The 17605-nt window shown below is 39.4% G+C and carries 14 protein-coding genes, 3 tRNA genes and 1 other annotated feature; all 17 genes read left to right on the top strand.

Annotation, left to right across the window (positions count from 1 at the left end; genetic code table 11):
* Positions 1-47: 47 nt before the first annotated feature.
* The 17 genes from ACAN52_RS12130 (at position 48) to tuf (ending at position 17535) form a co-directional block, all read left to right on the top strand.
* A tRNA-Met gene (locus ACAN52_RS12130) sits at positions 48-123 on the top strand.
* A 13-nt stretch (positions 124-136) separates the two neighbouring features.
* A tRNA-Met gene (locus tag ACAN52_RS12125) sits at positions 137-213 on the top strand.
* A gap of 327 nt (positions 214-540) precedes the next feature.
* Complete coding sequence (rpmG, locus tag ACAN52_RS12120) at positions 541-690, top strand: 50S ribosomal protein L33 (RefSeq protein WP_019555299.1); 150 nt, start codon at positions 541-543, stop codon at positions 688-690.
* 22 nt (positions 691-712) lie between these two features.
* A tRNA-Trp gene (locus ACAN52_RS12115) sits at positions 713-788 on the top strand.
* 48 nt (positions 789-836) lie between these two features.
* Positions 837-1052: a preprotein translocase subunit SecE gene (gene secE / locus ACAN52_RS12110; RefSeq protein WP_378955048.1), complete on the top strand. Its 216-nt coding sequence runs from the start codon at positions 837-839 to the stop codon at positions 1050-1052.
* Between the two features lie 40 nt (positions 1053-1092).
* Positions 1093-1623, top strand: coding sequence for a transcription termination/antitermination protein NusG (gene nusG / locus ACAN52_RS12105; protein WP_378955047.1), 531 nt, complete (start codon positions 1093-1095; stop codon positions 1621-1623).
* A gap of 104 nt (positions 1624-1727) precedes the next feature.
* The gene (rplK, locus tag ACAN52_RS12100; protein WP_378955045.1) at positions 1728-2153 is read left to right on the top strand and encodes a 50S ribosomal protein L11; all 426 of its coding nucleotides are present in this window, start codon (positions 1728-1730) and stop codon (positions 2151-2153) included.
* 70 nt (positions 2154-2223) lie between these two features.
* Positions 2224-2931, top strand: a complete 708-nt coding sequence (gene rplA, locus ACAN52_RS12095; RefSeq protein ID WP_378955044.1) for a 50S ribosomal protein L1 — start codon at positions 2224-2226, stop codon at positions 2929-2931.
* A gap of 43 nt (positions 2932-2974) precedes the next feature.
* Positions 2975-3132 (top strand) — a sequence feature (ribosomal protein L10 leader region).
* Positions 3133-3152: 20 nt separating this feature from the next.
* Positions 3153-3683 carry a 50S ribosomal protein L10 gene (gene rplJ, locus ACAN52_RS12090; protein ID WP_378955043.1) on the top strand — a complete coding sequence of 177 codons (531 nt, stop codon included), beginning with the start codon at positions 3153-3155 and terminating at the stop codon, positions 3681-3683.
* 54 nt (positions 3684-3737) lie between these two features.
* Positions 3738-4103 carry a 50S ribosomal protein L7/L12 gene (gene rplL, locus ACAN52_RS12085; protein WP_378955042.1) on the top strand — a complete coding sequence of 122 codons (366 nt, stop codon included), beginning with the start codon at positions 3738-3740 and terminating at the stop codon, positions 4101-4103.
* A gap of 587 nt (positions 4104-4690) precedes the next feature.
* Positions 4691-8527, top strand: coding sequence for a DNA-directed RNA polymerase subunit beta (gene rpoB, locus ACAN52_RS12080; RefSeq protein WP_378955041.1), 3837 nt, complete (start codon positions 4691-4693; stop codon positions 8525-8527).
* Positions 8528-8551: 24 nt separating this feature from the next.
* Positions 8552-12484, top strand: coding sequence for a DNA-directed RNA polymerase subunit beta' (gene rpoC / locus ACAN52_RS12075; protein ID WP_378955040.1), 3933 nt, complete (start codon positions 8552-8554; stop codon positions 12482-12484).
* A gap of 487 nt (positions 12485-12971) precedes the next feature.
* A complete protein-coding gene (locus tag ACAN52_RS12070; protein ID WP_378955039.1) occupies positions 12972-13217 on the top strand; it encodes a ribosomal L7Ae/L30e/S12e/Gadd45 family protein in 246 nt (81 codons plus the stop codon).
* 93 nt (positions 13218-13310) lie between these two features.
* A complete protein-coding gene (rpsL, locus tag ACAN52_RS12065; RefSeq protein WP_378955038.1) occupies positions 13311-13685 on the top strand; it encodes a 30S ribosomal protein S12 in 375 nt (124 codons plus the stop codon).
* A gap of 34 nt (positions 13686-13719) precedes the next feature.
* Positions 13720-14190, top strand: a complete 471-nt coding sequence (gene rpsG / locus ACAN52_RS12060; RefSeq protein ID WP_378955036.1) for a 30S ribosomal protein S7 — start codon at positions 13720-13722, stop codon at positions 14188-14190.
* 34 nt (positions 14191-14224) lie between these two features.
* Positions 14225-16303, top strand: a complete 2079-nt coding sequence (gene fusA / locus ACAN52_RS12055) for an elongation factor G (protein ID WP_378955035.1) — start codon at positions 14225-14227, stop codon at positions 16301-16303.
* A 29-nt stretch (positions 16304-16332) separates the two neighbouring features.
* Positions 16333-17535, top strand: a complete 1203-nt coding sequence (gene tuf / locus ACAN52_RS12050) for an elongation factor Tu (protein WP_378955034.1) — start codon at positions 16333-16335, stop codon at positions 17533-17535.
* Positions 17536-17605 lie beyond the last annotated feature (70 nt).

The raw sequence follows: 17605 nt of genomic DNA, 5'->3' as shown, positions 1-17605 counted from the left end.
CTCCGCCTTCGCTGGTTCGAATCCAGCCCTATCCACCATATAAATATCGCGGGATGGAGCAGTTGGTAGCTCGTCGGGCTCATAACCCGAAGGTCACAGGTTCAAGTCCTGTTCCCGCAACCAAAAATTTTAATGCGGCGGCGTAGCTCAGCTGGCTAGAGCATTCGGTTCATACCCGAAGGGTCCGGGGTTCAAATCCCTGCGCCGCCACCAAAATGAAAAGTACACCTTCGTCTTTGGCGAAGGTGTTTTTAGTATAATTAAGAAGTGACATAATCTTTTAGTGACGGTCAAAGTATTAATTTTCCGTATTGACAATTAATAAGTAAAGGTATAAAGTCTTACTTAATTTGATATAATTATAGAAGTCTTATAATGAGTAAAAAGTGATTGCTAATTGCAAGATTGATTATTTTTATATAACAAGACTTTTTTTCACGATACTGTCAACGAGTATTGACAGTATCGTATAAGTATGCTAAATTATATTAGTGGCATTTTGAAATGATGTCATATTTACAGGTAAGAGAGGTGTACAGGATGCGCAATGCGGTAACGTTGGCCTGCACTGAATGCAAACAACGCAATTATCAGACCAATAAAAACAAGAAGAACGACCCGGATAGATTGGAATTCAATAAGTATTGCAAGTTTTGCAAAAAACATACTTTACACAAAGAAACGAAGTAATTTATTAATAAATTACGTCAGTAGGGGTGTAGCTCAATTGGTAGAGTAGCGGTCTCCAAAACCGTTGGTTGCGGGTTCGATTCCTGCCGCCCCTGCCAAGTAGTCTTTAATGCTTGAATTGGCAGTATTGACAGGGATGTGAAAAAATGGTTGCCCAAGAAACAATTGTAAAGACAAATCCTTCACGCTTTAAAAAATTTCTACGAGAAGTTAAAGCTGAATTGAAGAAAGTATCATGGCCAAGTAAACAAGAACTTATTTCTAATACAGGAGTAGTATTTATTACTGTAGCAGTGGTATCTTTTTTAATTTGGGCAATCGATGCTGCATTTACCCAGGTGTTACGTTTTATCATAAAGTAGGCTAAGGGGGTGGGGGCGTAATTAGACGTCCCTGAAGGTAATGGAATCTGAAAAAAATTGGTATGTAATCCATACATATTCCGGTTATGAAAACAAAGTTAAAGCTAATCTAGAACGCAAAGTTCATTCCATGGGGATGGAAGATGAAATCTTTCGAGTCGTAGTACCGATGGAAGATGAAGTTGAAATTAAAGATGGTAAAAAGAAAATTACCAAGAAAAAAGTTTTCCCCGGCTATGTAATGGTAGAAATGATTGTCAATGACAAATCTTGGTATGTTGTCCGCAATACACCAGGTGTTACAGGTTTTGTTGGCTCTGGTACTAAACCTATCCCACTAACTGATGCCGAAATTAAAAACATTCTTAAATCTATGGGCATTGAAGAACTTAGACAGAAGATGGATATTGAAGTTTCTCAGATTGTACGTATTACATCTGGGGCCTTTGAAAATTGGACAGCTAAAGTCCTTGAAATATATCCTGAACGTAGCAAACTGAAAGTGCTTGTTGATATGTTTGGACGGGAAACACCAGTAGAATTAGATTTTTCTCAAATAGAGAAAGTTTAAATAAAGTTTTTCAAAAATCATAAATTTTTTGAAACCTTTATGATTACGTGGGAGGGCCAGTGGCCCGTAGTACCACATCATGTAGATAAGGAGGTGTAAGCAAAATGGCTAAAAAAGTTGTAAAACTTGTGAAATTGCAAGTTCCTGCTGGTAAAGCAACTCCAGCGCCTCCGGTCGGCCCTGCGCTCGGCCAAGCTGGTGTGAATATAATGGCATTTGTTAAGGATTTTAATGAAAGAACGGCTAGTCAAGCTGGTTTAATTATTCCAGTTGAAATTACCGTATTTGAAGATAGATCCTTCACATTTATAACCAAAACTCCGCCGGCTCCTATTCTGCTTAAGAAAGCAGCTGGTATTGAATCCGGTTCTGGCGAACCAAATAAGAAAAAAGTTGCGAAAGTATCTCGCGATAAAGTTCGTGAGATTGCTGAAGCAAAAATGAAAGATCTTAACGCTGCCAACGTCGACGCTGCTATGCGTATGATCGAAGGTACTGCCCGTAGCATGGGTATTGACATCGTAGACTAGTCTTTGGACAACCTCGGTGTTAATGTGGGAGGATTATCCGTATAACCACAAAGTGAAGGAGTTTTTTGATATGGCTAAACATGGTAAAAAATATGAAGAAGCTGCTAAGCTGATTGAAGCAAACAAGTTATATGACCCTTCCGAGGCGATTGAGCTTGCAAAAAAGACAGCTAGTGCTAAATTTGATGAAACCGTTGAAGTTGCTTTTAAGTTAGGGGTTGACCCTAAACATGCTGATCAGCAAGTTCGTGGTGCAGTCGTATTGCCACACGGCACTGGTAAAACCAAAACAGTTTTGGTTTTTGCTAAGGGCGAAAAGGCAAAAGAGGCTGAAGCTGCTGGTGCTGACTTTGTTGGTGCTGAAGATTTAGTAACAAAAATTCAGGGTGGTTGGACTGATTTTGATGTAGCAGTTGCTACTCCTGATATGATGGGTACTGTTGGTCGTCTTGGTAAAGTTTTAGGGCCTAAAGGCTTAATGCCTAACCCTAAAGTTGGTACTGTTACTTTAGATGTTACTCGTGCTATTAATGAAATTAAAGCTGGTAAAATTGAGTACCGTACAGACAAAGCTGGTAATATCCATGCGCCAATTGGTAAAGCATCATTTGATGATGAAAAAATTCTTGCGAATTTTTATACTCTGGTTGATACTTTAAATAAAGTAAAACCAGCTGCTGCTAAAGGTCAATATATGCGTAGCATTACCATGAGCACTACAATGGGTCCTGGTGTGAAGGTAAATACGCTTAAAGCGACTAGCAATAAAAAAGACTAATTTGAATTAGTAAGTTATTGTAAAATCGACCGTCTATTACAACTAAATAAATTATTTTAGGCTGTAGACAGCAGGTATCATAATGAACGAAAAGATGTAAATCTTTAGATGTTCGCCTGCCGAGGTCGGAGATTATGCAATAGCTTTTGCTATTAACGACCTCCGGCTTATAATGCCGGGAGGTCGTTTTGTTTTTAATCTTCTAAAGGAGGTGGATTTTAGTGGCTGTAACATCAGAAAAAATATCAATCGTTTCTGAACTTAAAGGAAAACTTTCTGCAACTAAAGGTGCGGTATTAACAAATTACCGTGGTCTAACTGTAGCACAAGATACCCAACTTCGTCGTAAATTGCGCGAAGGTGGTGTAGAATATCGTGTTGTTAAGAATACTATGACACGAATTGCTGCTCAGGAAGTAGGCATTGAAGGTTTGGATGTTTATCTTGAGGGACCAACTGCAATTGCAATGTCTGATACTGATCCAGTTGCTCCAGCGCGTATAATTTCTGATTTCGTAAAAGAAAACAAATTAAAAACGTTGGAAGTTAAAGCTGGTTTGTTAGAAGGTAAAGTTATTGATGCTGAAGGCGTTAAAGCCTTGGCTGAGTTGCCATCTCGCGATGTGCTTATTGCCAAAGTTTTGGCTGGTATGCAAACTCCGATCGTTGGTTTTGTCAACGTTCTTCAAGGTTCTATCCGCAAATTTGTCTATGCGCTTGAAGCTGTGCGTAAACAAAAAGAATCAGCGTAAAAAAACGCGTAATTAAAGCTTTAATAAAAAAAGAATTTATGGAGGTATTTTAAAATGACTCAACAAGAAATTATGCAAGCTATTGAGAACATGACTGTTCTTGAATTATCCGAATTGGTGAAAGCTCTAGAAGAAAAATTTGGTGTATCCGCAGCTGCTCCTGCTGCTGCTGCTGCTGCTCCTGTTGCAGCTGCTGCTGTTGAAGAGCAATCAGAATTTGATGTTATTCTTACATCTGCTGGTGCTAGCAAAATCAACGTAATCAAAGTTGTTCGTGAATTAACTGGTCTTGGCTTGAAAGAAGCTAAAGATGTAGTTGATAGCGCACCTAAAGCTGTAAAAGAAAAAATTGCTAAAGCTGATGCAGAAGCAATTAAAGCTAAACTTGTAGAAGCTGGCGCTACTGTAGAAATTAAGTAATTATAACTAAGTTATTGTTACTCAGTTTAACTGTATAAGATATAAAGAGTACCCATTGTGGTACTCTTTATATTTTTCTTTAAATAAAATGTGGTTTATCACTTGACTAAGAAAAAATGTTGTGATATAATTCTTCAATGCGATAAATGTTCATTTTTAAGTAATGTTTTTCATTGCGTAAGGTATAAAATCTCGATTGGCAGGAAATAGTAATATAATGGAGGATGAAATAACATTTCATCATGCTAAAAAAATGCAAGGTCTATTTATTTCACTTGATAAGCCTTGCTTTTTTTGCGGAATCAGAAAATGTATAGTTTTCTAATTCCAAGTAAAGACGTTTAGGTTTTACCTGCGTCTAAGGACTTGGTAAAAGCCAAGTCTTTTCTTGCATTGTTTCTGTTCCTAATCTTATCGGTATTATAGTATTCGCTACGCAGTATTGTATTATGTAAAAGGTTTTATACCGGCGACAAAAAGTTAATTGATAAAATTATTCTATAATAGATGTTTATAAAACGTTGCAAAACTTTTAATTTGTCGTTTGAGGTATAAAGTTTAATTTTGGCTAAGGGGTGAAGGATTTAATGTTTAATCCTGTTCAGGTTGGCAAAAAGGTCAGATATAGTTATGCCAAGATTAAAGAAGTGCTGGACATGCCCAACCTTATTGAAATTCAGAAGAATTCGTACAACTGGTTTCTGAAAGACGGGTTGCGAGAGATTTTTCATGACATTTCGCCTATTCAGGACTTTACAGGTAATTTAGTGCTGACTTTTGAAAATTTCACACTAGGCGAACCCAAATATGTTGTTGAAGAATGTAAGGAACGGGATGTTACTTATTCCGCACCTTTACGTGTCAATGTTCGGTTGATTAATCGTGAGACTGGTGAAATTAAAGAACAAGAAGTGTTTATGGGTGATTTCCCGCTAATGACTGAAAATGGTACGTTTATCATTAACGGTGCAGAGCGGGTTATTGTCAGCCAGTTAGTACGTTCTCCTGGAGCGTATTATAATGAAACCATTGATGCGAGTGGTAAAAAACTTTATAATTCTACTGTGATCCCTAATCGTGGAGCATGGCTTGAATTAGAGACTGATGCGAATGATGTAATGTCAGTACGTGTTGATCGGACACGTAAGTTGCCCGCTACTGTATTGATTCGTGCTTTAGGTTATGCATCGAATGCCTCCATTTCGGAATTATTTCACGATGATGTGAGAGTTCGGGCGACTCTAGAGCGAGACAATACGAATTCTCGTGAAGAGGCACTAGTAGAAATCTATAAAAGATTGCGTCCAGGTGAACCACCAACAGTTGATAATGCCACCCAACTGTTAGAATCTTTGTTTTTTGATTCTAAACGTTATGATTTAGCAACTGTAGGACGTTATAAGTTGACAAAGAAATTAGGTTGGCAACGTCGTTTAATGGGTAAGACTCTTTATCAACCCATTATAAATACAGAAACAGGTGAAGTTATTGTTCCGGCTGATACACTAGTTGAGGAAAAAACAATTGACCTCATTGAAAAAAGCGGTGTATTTGATGATGGTAGTTTGATCGAAGTGAAAGTCAAACTAAAAGATGGATCACCTGCTAAAATGCTGTGTAACCCTACACGTCCTTATACCTATCGAACCATTACTCGGGAAGATATTTTAGCTTCAGTAAGTTATCTTTTAAATTTAATGGATGGCTTTGGTAATGTCGATGATATTGACCATTTAGGTAATCGTCGATTACGTTCTGTTGGTGAACTATTGCAAAACCAATTCCGAATTGGGTTGTCGCGTATGGAACGTGTCGTTAAAGAACGTATGACGATTCAAGATGTAGATGTAATTACGCCGCAAGCTTTAATTAATATTCGCCCTGTTGTGGCAGCAATCAAAGAATTCTTTGGTTCGAGCCAATTGTCTCAGTTTATGGATCAGACGAATCCATTAGCAGAATTGACGCACAAACGTCGTTTGAGTGCTTTGGGACCAGGCGGACTTAGTCGTGAGCGCGCGGGCTTTGAAGTCCGTGACGTACATCATTCTCACTATGGACGTATGTGCCCAATTGAAACACCAGAAGGTCCAAATATCGGTCTGATCGGTTCCTTATCAACGTTTGGCCGGATTAATGAGTTTGGTTTCATTGAGACTCCTTATCGCAAAATTGATAAAGAAAAGCGCCAAGTGACTGAAGAAGTACGCTACTTAACAGCTGATGAAGAAGATGAAGTAGTTTGTGCACAAGCGAATGAACCAATTGATTCTAATAACTGGTTTGTAGAACCACGAATTACAGTTCGTCATAGAAGTGAAATTTTAGTCATTCCTGCAGAAAAAGTTGACTATATGGACGTATCACCGAAGCAAGTTGTATCGATTGCAACGGCGATGATTCCATTCTTAGAAAACGATGATGCTAACCGTGCTTTGATGGGGGCGAACATGCAACGTCAAGCGGTTCCTCTACTTAGAACACAGGCGCCTCTTATCGGAACTGGTATGGAATATAAAGCAGCTCGAGATTCTGGTGTTCTTATTTTAGCGAAAAATGCTGGTGTCATTGAAAAAGTTACTGCCACTGAAATAAGGGTAAGAACTGACCGCGGTATTTTAGATACATATAAATTGTTAAAATACTTACGTTCGAATCAGGGAACTTGTATCAATCAAAAACCAATTGTTTACAAAGGCGAAGTCGTAGAAAAAGGTCAAGTCTTAGCTGATGGTCCTGCGACCGATAAAGGTGAATTAGCTCTAGGGTTTAATGTACTCATTGCTTTTATGCCATGGGAAGGTTACAACTACGAAGATGCTATTTTGCTAAGTGAAAAAATTGTAAGAGATGATATTTATACGTCGATTCATATTGAAGAATATGAATGTGATGCTCGGGATACAAAACTTGGTCCAGAAGAAATCACCAGAGACATTCCTAATGTTGCTGAAGAGGTTTTGAAAGACCTTGATGACCGAGGGATTATTCGCATTGGTGCTGAAGTGAGACCAGGAGATATTCTGGTCGGTAAGGTAACACCGAAAGGTGAGACAGAACTTACAGCTGAAGAACGCTTATTACGTGCCATTTTTGGTGAGAAAGCTCGCGAAGTCCGCGATACTTCCCTACGTGTACCTCATGGTGAAGCTGGGAAAATTGTGGATGTCAAAGTGTTTAGCCGAGAAAATGGTGACGAATTGCCACCAGGTGTGAACTTCTTAGTACGTGTATATATTGCTCAAAAACGGAAGATTTCCGAAGGTGACAAAATGGCTGGTCGTCATGGTAATAAAGGGGTTGTTTCTCGCATTATGCGTGAAGAAGACATGCCTTTCTTGCCAGATGGAACGCCAGTGCAAATTGTACTGAATCCTCTAGGTGTACCATCTCGTATGAACATCGGACAGGCTTTAGAAACCCATTTGGGGATGGCTGCTGCTGCTTTTGGTATGCAGATTAAAGCGAAATCGCCAGATATCGAAGATCGTCTCCGAAAAGTAGGCTATGATATTGATCTACATGGTATGCCACAACCAGGTGTTGCGGGTGTAAATCTAGCAACTCCAGTATTTGATGGCGCTCGAGAAGAAGAGGTCTTTAAAACACTAGAAGCTGCCGGACTTCCGAATGATGGTAAAACTGTCTTGTATGATGGACGTACTGGTGAGGCTTTTGATAACAGAGTTACAGTCGGCTTTGTGTATATGTTAAAATTGGCTCATCTAGTTGATGATAAAATTCATGCGCGTTCTACAGGACCTTACTCCCTAGTAACACAACAACCATTAGGTGGTAAAGCACAATTTGGTGGTCAGCGTTTCGGAGAAATGGAAGTGTGGGCACTTGAAGCATATGGTGCAGCATACACTCTTCAAGAATTACTGACTGTAAAATCAGATGATGTGGTAGGTCGGGTAAAAACCTATGAAGCCATTGTTAAAGGTGAAAATATACCTGAACCTGGTGTACCTGAATCCTTTAAAGTTTTAATAAAAGAACTTCAGAGTATTGGTCTTGATATTAAAATTTTAAATGAAGATGCACAAGAAATTATGATTGATGACATTGATGATGATGTTCAACAAGCCGCAAAAGATCTTGAGCGTAGTATTGGTGTTTCACTAATTGCTGCTCCTGATCCTACTGCACGTACCAAGGATGATATAGAATCTGAAGTCGTAGATGCAGATGGCGATGATGAATTTGAAAACATTGATGATCTTGAGCCACTAGAAGAAGAGTTAGATATCATTGCTGAAATTGGTGAAATGACCCCAACGAAGTTAGGTTTAGTTGACAAAGATGCGATTGATGATCTTGAACTACCGCTAGTACGCAAAGGTGCAAAAAAGCCAAAGAGTAAGGAGAAAAAACTTACTCAAAGTGACTTTTTAAAAGATATAGATGATGAAATTGAGTAATTTAAAGAAGGGAGTGATAACCCTTTGTTGGATGTAAATAATTTTGATTCAATGAGGATTGGGTTGGCTTCTCCAGAACAGATTCGTAAATGGTCATATGGTGAAGTCAAAAAACCAGAGACTATCAACTATCGTACACTAAAACCTGAACGTGACGGTCTGTTTTGCGAAAAAATATTTGGCCCAACTCGTGACTGGGAATGTCATTGTGGTAAATACAAACGGATTCGGTATAAAGGTATTGTTTGTGATCGTTGCGGCGTAGAAGTAACACGCTCAAAAGTGCGCCGTGACCGTATGGGACATATTCAATTAGCAGCACCCGTATCTCATATTTGGTATTTCAAAGGTATTCCTAGTCGCATGGGACTCATCTTGGATATATCACCTCGTTCATTAGAAAAGGTGTTATATTTTGCCTCCTATATAGTACTTGATCCTGGTGATACACCACTCATGAAACGTCAGTTATTGACTGAAAATGAGTATCGCGAATATCGTGATAAATACGGTAGTGCCTTTAAAGTTGGCATGGGTGCTGAAGCCATTAAAAAACTTCTTGAAGAACTTGACTTAGAGAAAATGAGTAAAGAACTTCGTCAAGAATTAAAAGAAGTAAGTGGTCAACGCAAAATTAGAGCAATTCGTCGTCTAGAAGTAACTGAGGCATTCCGTAAATCTGGTAACAACCCAGACTGGATGATTATGGATATAGTGCCGGTTATTCCACCAGAGTTACGCCCAATGGTGCAACTTGATGGCGGGCGATTTGCGACATCAGATTTGAATGATTTGTATCGTCGTGTTATCAATCGTAATAATCGTCTGAAGCGCTTATTAGATCTTGGTGCACCAGATATTATCGTACGTAATGAAAAACGGATGTTACAGGAGGCTGTTGACGCTCTTATTGATAATGGTCGTCGTGGTCGTCCAGTTACTGGTCCTGGTAATCGTCCGCTTAAGTCATTAAGTGATATGCTGAAAGGTAAACAAGGTCGTTTCCGTCAGAATCTCTTGGGTAAACGGGTAGACTATTCCGGTCGTTCGGTTATCGTAGTTGGTCCTGAACTCAAACTACATCAGTGTGGTTTGCCAAAAGAAATGGCGCTAGAATTATTTAAGCCTTTTGTCATGAAAAAATTAGTGAATGCAGGGCATGCTCACAACATTAAAAGTGCAAAACGTATGGTGGAAAGAGTACGACCAGAGGTATGGGATGTGCTTGAAGAAGTCATTAAAGAACATCCAGTTCTTCTAAATCGTGCGCCAACCTTGCATAGATTAGGTATTCAGGCTTTCGAACCTGTATTATCTGAAGGTCGCGCTATCAAACTTCACCCTCTTGTATGTACAGCATATAACGCGGATTTTGATGGTGACCAAATGGCTGTCCATGTACCATTATCAGCAGAGGCGCAAGCTGAAGCTCGTATGTTAATGCTCGCTGCTCATAATATCTTATCAACTAAAGATGGTAAACCTGTCGTAACACCAACACAAGATATGGTTCTAGGAGCCTATTACCTGACCATGGAAAAAGCAGGTGATGTTGGTGAAGGCAAGATTATGTGCGATATTAATGAAGCCTTGCTAGCTTATTATCAAAAAGAATTGTCACTTCATGCTCGAATTAAAGTTCGTTTTCCTCGATATGGTTTGGTAAATACCACCATGGGGCGCATGATTTTCAATGAAAGTCTGCCTGAAGAAATTCGCTATTTCTTTGAAAGAGATGGTGAGTGGCACTTAGGTATTATGATGGATAAGAAGCAGCTTGGTAAATTAGTAGGTGAGACATATCGTCAGTTTGGTACATCGAGAACGGCTGGAGTACTTGATAATATTAAACGACTTGGTTATTCCTTTGCATGTCGCGCTGGTATAACTGTAGCTATTTCTGATATCAATATTCCGCCTGCTAAAAAAGAAATTTTAAGTACTACGGAAAATCGGGTTGATATTGTTGATAAACAATATCGTCGTGGTTTGATTACCGAAGATGAACGATATAAGAAAACCATTGAACTTTGGACAAAAGCGACTGATGATGTTACAACAGCAATGATGAATAACTTAGATCGCTTTAATCCAATTTACATGATGGCTAACTCTGGTGCTCGTGGTAACATTCAACAGATTCGTCAGTTGGCTGGTATGCGTGGACTCATGGCAGATCCATCAGGTAAAATCATTGATAGACCAATTAAAGCGAATTTCCGTGAAGGATTAACAGTACTTGAGTACTTTATTTCGACTCATGGGGCTCGTAAAGGTTTGGCGGATACTGCCCTTAGAACCGCTGACTCAGGATATTTGACACGTCGTTTGGTTGACGTATCTCAAGATGTGATTGTTCGTGAAGACGACTGTGACGTTTTTGGGATTAACCTAGTCCGCGAGCGGGCACGATTGGCAAAATCCAGTGCTAGTGCAATTGAAGTATTACGCGAAACCCTCTTAGGTCGTGTATTGGCAGAAGATGTCATTGATCCTCAAACTGGTGAAATTCTTGTTCCACGTCCAACTGTACTTACGGATGAGAATTTACAGGCTATTGGTGAGCATGCTGTGCCAGAAATTATTCTGCGTGGGGTGTCAACAACAACAGAAGAAGATATCAATGCTTCGGCTTCCAATGAAACAATTGTCTTAGGTGCACCTGAAGAAAAAATGCGTCAAATTCTTAAAAACGCTATGATTCGGGAAATGCTTGGGAAAAATACGACTAATGCGATTACAGATAGTCAAGGCATCGAAATTGTTGCTGCGGATACACCTCTTACAGAAGAAGCCATCGAAGCCGTCTTGGTTAGCGATGTTCGTGAAGTAAAGGTACGCAATAATAATATTCGTGGTATTGAGGTTGAAGCCATTACTGAGGGATCGGGTGTTATCGAAGCGCTTAAAGATCGTATTATCGGTCGTTTTGTAGCTGAAGACATTGTTGATCCTAAAACTGGTGAGCTTATTGTAAAAGTAAATGACACCATTGATGAAGAATTAGCTGATCGTATTGTTGCAGTTCGCGAAACTGTATCCATTCGTTCTGTACTGACTTGTACATCTCAATATGGTGTATGTATTAAATGTTATGGCCGTAACTTAGCAACTGGTGATCCTGTAGATATTGGTGAAGCTGTTGGTATTATTGCAGCTCAATCCATTGGTGAGCCTGGTACACAGCTTACAATGCGTACCTTCCATACCGGTGGTGTTGCGGGTGATGATATTACCCAAGGTTTGCCAAGGGTTGAAGAATTATTCGAGGCTCGTAAACCTAAGCGTCAAGCTATTATTACTGAAATTGATGGTATTGCTCAAGTTGATTTAAAAGAAATCAAAGGCATGCGAAAAATTACAGTAACGCCAGCCATGGGTGAAGAGGTTGTTTATCCAATTCCATATGGTGCACGTATTATTGTTCGTGAAGGACAGCAAATTACGGCAGGCGATCGTTTGACAGAGGGATCGGTCAATCCTCATGATATTTTAAGAGTATGCGGTATCCAAGCGACACAACGTTACTTGGTATATGAAGTTCAAAAAGTATATAAATCTCAGGGTGTAGAAATTAATGATAAACACATTGAAGTAATTGTCCGTCAAATGATGCACAAGGTTAAAACCGAAGAATCAGGTGATACTGGACTCTTACCAGGTGAATACATTGATACCAATACTTTTGAGGAAGAAAATGCTAAAGCAATTGAAGCATGTGGTGAACCTGCAGTAGCACGTCCTATTTTGCTAGGTATCACAAAAGCTTCATTAGCAACTGACTCCTTCTTATCAGCAGCATCTTTCCAAGAAACAACACGTGTATTGACTGAAGCTGCTATTAAAGGTAAAGTTGATCCGCTTCTTGGACTTAAGGAAAATGTTATTATTGGTAAACTGATACCTGCTGGTACAGGTATGAGTCGTTATCGTAACATTAAACTGATTCGTCTATAAAAATAATAATCCCAAAGATAGAAAAGACTTGGCGCATGCCAAGTCTTTTCTTATGTAATCAGAAAGAATAGCATTTTCTCTAAGGTAAAACATTACTTTGGCGATTATAAAAAGTAAATATATAAGACTTTAAGGACGATGTGATGTTTTGTTCCATGGGTTAACAAACGAATACCCTTCTGCATCTGCTAGTTTGGCAAAAGTTGAGTTTTCTTTATAAATATCGTGTATAATTTCTTTGACATATGCTTTAAAAGTGATATAATTACGCTTATCTAGTTGATAAATAGCTATTTTGAGGAGTTTTACTTCAAAATTATTACAAAAAAGACACTCTAGGATCCGTGGACATAAAAAAAGCCTGTAAATATAGAGAAAAACCGAATTTATTAAGAGAAGTTTGTTGACATTATATAATGATAATGATAAAATATTGGAGTGCCCAAGAAAAAGAAACATTTGTCTGGTAATTAAGGGAGTGAAACCTATGTCTCTCGACACGTTAAAAGCTGCAAAAAAAACGATTGGTGTTAAACAAGTAACCAAAGCGGTTGAAAAAGATTTAGTACAAACAATCTATATTGCAAGCGATGCTGAACAACGCCTAATCGAACCACTTCGGACGTTGTGTAGTCAAAAAAATGTGACGATGGATGCCACACCCACTATGGCTGAATTGGGTAAAGCTTGCTCCATTGAAGTTGGTGCAGCGGCGGTAGCTGTTTTAAAATAAGTTTAATTCGTTAAATGTTTTGTCTTGAATCTAAGACGTCAAGATGAAATTTTTATATAATCATTCAAGAAAACTTGGAAGGGGGTGTATTTAATGCCAACAATTAACCAATTAGTACGTAAAGGTAGAGAGTCAATCGTAAAAAAATCTACTGCGCCTGCTTTGAAGGAATGTCCACAAAAGCGTGGTGTGTGCACAAGAGTATATACAACTACTCCTAAAAAACCAAACTCTGCACTTCGTAAAGTTGCAAGGGTGCGTTTAACAAATGGTATTGAAGTTACTGCTTATATTCCTGGTATTGGTCACAATTTGCAAGAGCATAGTGTTGTACTGATCAGAGGCGGTAGAATAAAAGATTTACCGGGCGTGCGTTATCACATTGTGCGCGGTGCACTTGACACTGCTGGTGTGCAGAAACGTAGCCAAAGTAGATCTAAGTACGGTACGAAACGTGCAAAAAAATAAAATGATTAAATAATCCTGGAAAAGGAGGGATAGTATGCCAAGAAAAGGACCTGTTACTAAACGTGATGTTCTGCAAGATCCGGTATATAACTCTAAAGTTGTTACTAGATTTGTCAATAAAATAATGTTAGATGGTAAGAAAAGCGTTGCTGAGAATATTGTCTATGATGCATTTGATATTATCCGGGCTAAGACCGGCAAAGATCCATTAGAGGTTTTTGAAACAGCAATGAAAAATGTTATGCCTGTATTGGAAGTACGTGCCCGCCGTGTTGGTGGTGCTAATTATCAAGTTCCGATCGAAGTACGTCCTGACCGTCGTTTTTCTTTAGGGATTCGTTGGTTAGTAAACTACTCCAGACTTCGTGGTGAGAAAACAATGCGCGAAAGATTAGCAGCTGAGTTAATGGATGCTTGCAATAATACTGGCGCTACAATTAAGAAAAAAGAAGATACGCATAAAATGGCTGAGGCTAATAAAGCTTTTGCACATTATCGTTGGTAATTTTAATACTGGTAGACAGTAAGGAGTGATAATAGTGGCCAGAGAATTCTCGCTGGAAAAGACGCGCAATATTGGCATTATGGCACATATTGATGCTGGTAAGACCACTACAACTGAACGGATACTGTTTTATACTGGTAAAGTACACAAGATTGGTGAAGTGCATGAAGGCGCTGCGACAATGGACTGGATGGTACAAGAGCAAGAAAGAGGTATTACAATCACCTCAGCGGCCACTACTTGTCAGTGGTCTGGACATCGCATTAACATCATCGACACACCAGGACACGTGGACTTTACTGTAGAAGTAGAACGCTCACTTAGAGTACTAGATGGAGCTGTAGCTGTATTTTGTGCTAAAGGTGGCGTAGAGCCGCAATCAGAAACAGTTTGGCGTCAAGCTGATAAATATGGTGTACCACGTATGGCTTATGTAAACAAAATGGATATTCTCGGTGCTGACTTCTATCGCGTTGTTAACATGATGAGAGATCGTTTGAATGCAAATGCTGTGCCGGTTCAACTGCCAATTGGTTATGAAGATCAATTTAAAGGTTATGTTGATTTGATCGAAATGAAGGCTGTTGTTTATACTGATGATTTAGGAAAAACAAGTGAAGCTGCTGATATTCCTGCAGACATGGCGGAAAATGTTGCAAAATACCGCCAGATGCTGTTAGATTCCGTGGCAGAGAGTGATGATGAACTCATGATGAAATATCTTGAGGGTGAAGAACTCACTGTTGAAGAATTGAAAAAAGGTATTCGTAAAGCTACAATTGCATGTACTATGACACCAGTATTATGCGGTTCTTCTTACAAAAATAAAGGTGTTCAACCTTTGCTGGATGCTGTTGTAGAATTCATGCCAGCTCCAATCGATGTTCCTGCAATTAAAGGTATCAACCCAGATACAGAAGCAGAAGATGAACGTGCGGCTGATGATAAATTACCGTTCTCCGCTTTAGCTTTCAAAATTATGGCTGATCCATATGTAGGTAAATTAGCATTCTTTAGAGTATATTCCGGTGAACTTGCTTCCGGGTCTTATGTATATAATTCGACCAAAGGTAAGAAAGAACGTATCGGACGTATACTGCAAATGCATGCTAATCGTCGTGAAGAAATTGAACGCGTATACACTGGTGATATTGCTGCTGCTGTTGGTCTGAAAGATACAACAACTGGTGATACACTGTGTGACGAAAAAAATGTTATTATTCTTGAGTCAATGGTTTTCCCTGAACCTGTTATTTCTGTAGCAGTTGAGCCTAAAACCAAAGCTGACCAAGAAAAAATGGGTATTGCGTTACAACGTTTGGCTGAAGAAGATCCGACTTTCCGTGTTAATACTGACCAAGAAACTGGTCAGACTATCATTTCTGGTGTAGGTGAACTGCATCTTGAAATTATTGTTGACCGGATGCTCAGAGAATTCAAAGTTGATTGTAGCGTAGGTAAGCCGCAAGTTGCTTATCGTGAAACCATTCGCAAAAAAGTTAGAGCAGAAGGTAAATTTGTTCGTCAGTCTGGTGGTCGTGGTCAATACGGTCATTGCTGGTTGGATATTGAGCCGCTTAAACCGGGTGAAGGTTTTATCTTTGAAAGCAAAGTTGTTGGTGGATCTATACCAAGAGAGTACATTGCTCCTATCGGTGCTGGTGCTAAGGAAGCCATGGATAACGGTGTTATAGCTGGTTACCCAATGGTTGACATTAAAGTAACAGTTATTGAAGGGTCATACCATGATGTTGACTCCTCGGAAATGGCGTTTAAAATAGCTGGTTCCATGGGTTTCAAAGCTGGTTGTGCTAAAGCTGGTGCTGTAATTTTGGAACCTTACATGAAAGTTGAAGTAACTGTTCCTGAAGAATATATGGGTGATGTAATCGGCGACTTGAATTCACGTCGTGGACGTATTGAAGGAATGGAAGCTCGTAATGGCGTTCAAGTCATCAATGCACATGTACCATTGGCTGAAATGTTTGGTTACGTAACTGATTTGCGTTCTAAAACTCAGGGTCGTGGTAACTATTCAATGAGTTTCGCTCATTATGATGAAGTACCTAAAAACATTGCTGAAGCGATTATCGCCAAAATTAAAGGCGTTTAGTCTTGAAAAAATAAGGAGGCAAAAATAAAATGGCAAAGAAAAAGTTTGAAAGAAACAAACCACATGTTAACATTGGTACAATTGGTCACGTCGATCATGGTAAAACTTCCTTAACAGCTGCTATTACAATGACTCTTGCGAAACATGGCGGCGGAGCTTTCGTGGCGTATGACATGATTGATAAAGCACCTGAAGAAAGAGAACGCGGTATTACAATCAATACTGCTCATGTTGAATATGAAACTGAAAAACGTCACTATGCACACGTTGACTGCCCAGGCCATGCTGACTATGTTAAAAACATGATCACTGGTGCTGCACAAATGGATGGAGCTATTCTAGTAGTAAGTGCTGCTGATGGCCCTATGCCACAAACACGGGAACACATTCTGTTGTCCCGTCAAGTAGGTGTACCTTCCATGGTAGTATTCTTGAACAAAGTTGACTTAGTTGATGATGAAGAATTAATCGAATTAGTTGAAATGGAAGTTCGTGAACTTCTTTCCAGCTATGAATTCCCTGGTGATGACATTCCTGTAGTAACTGGTTCAGCTGTACAAGCACTTAACTGCGGTTGCGCAGCTCGTGATTGCAAATGGTGCGGTAAGATTCATGAATTGATGGATGCAGTTGATGAATACATCCCTACTCCAGTTCGTGCAACTGACAGACCTTTCTTGATGCCTGTTGAGGACGTGTTCACTATTACTGGCCGTGGTACTGTTGCTACAGGTCGTGTAGAACGTGGCGAAATCAAAGTTGGCGAGAATGTTGAAATCGTTGGTATGCTTGAAAAACCTAGATCAGTTGTTGTAACTGGTGTAGAAATGTTCCGCAAATTGTTAGATTCAGCAGTAGCTGGTGACAACATTGGTGCACTTCTTCGTGGTGTTGAACGTAAGGATATTGAACGCGGTCAAGTTTTGGCAAAACCAGGTTCAATTAAACCTCACACTAAATATAAAGCTGAAGTATATGTCCTTTCAAAAGAAGAAGGTGGACGTCACACTCCATTCTTCACAAACTACCGTCCACAATTCTACTTCCGTACAACAGATGTTACTGGTGTAGTAAATCTGCCAGAAGGCGTAGAAATGGTTATGCCTGGTGATAACATTCAAATGTCAATTGAGCTCATTACTCCAATTGCAATTGAAGAAGGTTTACGTTTCGCGATTCGCGAAGGTGGCCGTACTGTAGGCGCTGGCGTAGTAACTTCGGTTGAACTTTAAAAAAAATATTGGGGTGACTGTTGTTGGTCACCCCAATAACAACCAATTGTCTTTAATTATAATGCGATGA

Origin of the sequence: Pelosinus sp. sgz500959 (assembly GCF_042610375.1) — a bacterium.
GTDB lineage: Bacteria > Bacillota > Negativicutes > DSM-13327 > DSM-13327 > CTSoil-075.
The sequence above is the reverse complement of the archived record's forward strand: the minus strand, read 5'-3'. Positions and strand labels throughout refer to the sequence as shown.